This window comes from Pseudomonas sp. HD6422, assembly GCF_025377065.1.
GTDB classification, from domain to species: Bacteria; Pseudomonadota; Gammaproteobacteria; order Pseudomonadales; family Pseudomonadaceae; genus Aquipseudomonas; species Aquipseudomonas putida_U.
The window spans coordinates 1-1,510 of sequence record NZ_JAHWIW010000081.1; the positions used below are offsets into that span (position 1 = coordinate 1).

Consider the following 1,510-nt stretch of genomic DNA (forward strand, 5'->3'; position numbering starts at 1 on the left):
AGCAGCGCCTGTTCTACTCGTTCAACCTAGAAGATCACGTCCCGGCTCAACACCTCCTGCGCAGCATCGACCAGTGCCTGGATCTTAGTGATCTGCGCGCCTACCTGGCGGACTTCTATAGTCCCATCGGACGCCCCTCGATTGACCCGGAATTGATGGTGCGCATGCTGGTCGTCGGCTACTGCTATGGCATTCGTTCCGAGCGGCGATTGTGCGAAGAGGTGCACCTGAACCTGGCCTATCGCTGGTTCTGCCGGCTGGGTCTGGAAGACGAAGTCCCCAATCACTCGACCTTCTCGAAGAATCGCCATGGGCGTTTTCGTGACAGCGATCTGTTCCGCTGGTTGTTCAATGAGGTGCTGCGGCGTTGCATGGCAGCCGGCCTAGTCAAGGGCGAAGGTTTTGCCGTCGACGCTAGCATCATCAAGGCGGATGCCAGCCGGCAACGTGGGGTAGCGGGAGATGAGGTCGATTGGAACGATCCAAAGCTCAGCAGCCGCGCAGTGCGCGAGTACCTCGAAGCCCTTGATGAAGAGGCGCTGGCTGAGGCTCTTCCCAAGAAAATTTCGCTCACAGATCCTCAGTCCCGTTGGACAGCAGCGCCAGGTGGGCCGGCCTTTTTTGCCTACTCCACGAATTACCTGATCGACACTGAGCACGGTGTGATCATGGACGTGGAAGCTACCCCGGCGCACCGTACCGCCGAAGTCGATTCGACTAGGACGATGGTTGAGCGTGTCAAAGCTCAGTTCGATCTCACACCGGAACGCCTTATCGGCGATACCGCTTATGGCACCGCCCCGATGCTGGCCTGGATGGTCGAAGAAAAGGACATCGAGCCGCATGTGCCGGTGTGGGACAAGACTGAGCGCAAGGACGACAGCCTCTCCAGTAACGACTTCCACTGGAACCAGGAGGCCAATGAATACCGCTGCCCAGCCGGCAAACCACTACGCAGTGAGTGGCGCGCCTTCACCCAGAAAAGATCGCGGGTGACCAAGGCCCACACCATCATTTATCGCTCCAGCCAAACCGACTGCACTACCTGTCCGCTGAAAGCGAAATGCTGCCCCAACACGCCGAATCGGAAGATCGTCCGCAGTATCCATGAGGCTGCCCGCGATGTGGCCAGGCGCATCGCCAAGACACCGGAATACCTCGTCTCTCGCTGCGAACGAAAGAAGGTGGAGATGCTGTTCGCCCACCTCAAACGGATCATGAAACTCGATCGTTTACGACTGCGCGGCCTGACAGGTGCCACTGACGAATTCACTTTGGCGGCGGCGGTGCAGAACCTGCGACGCATGGCCAAGCTTTTGCCTCAAGGGCCACCGCTCACGGGATAGGTACGCCTGCTGAGAGCAGAAACCTTCAAATTAACCCTCAGGCCTGAGCAAGGACGCTCAGCGAAACGCCGAAAGGCAACCTGAAGTGGCTTGCAGTCACTTCGACAGCAGGCACACCTGATCGGCAGGCCGCCGCTAAACCTACTTTTTCAACAGAATCGGCC

General features: G+C 58.5%; 1 protein-coding gene. It reads left to right on the forward strand.

All coding sequences use genetic code 11. From position 1 onward, the window contains the following. Positions 1 to 1,346: IS1182-like element ISCfr1 family transposase (locus tag KY379_RS27120; protein ID WP_261242701.1), on the forward strand; the 1,346-nt coding region annotated here is incomplete at its 5' end. Positions 1,347 to 1,510: the final 164 nt, after the last annotated feature.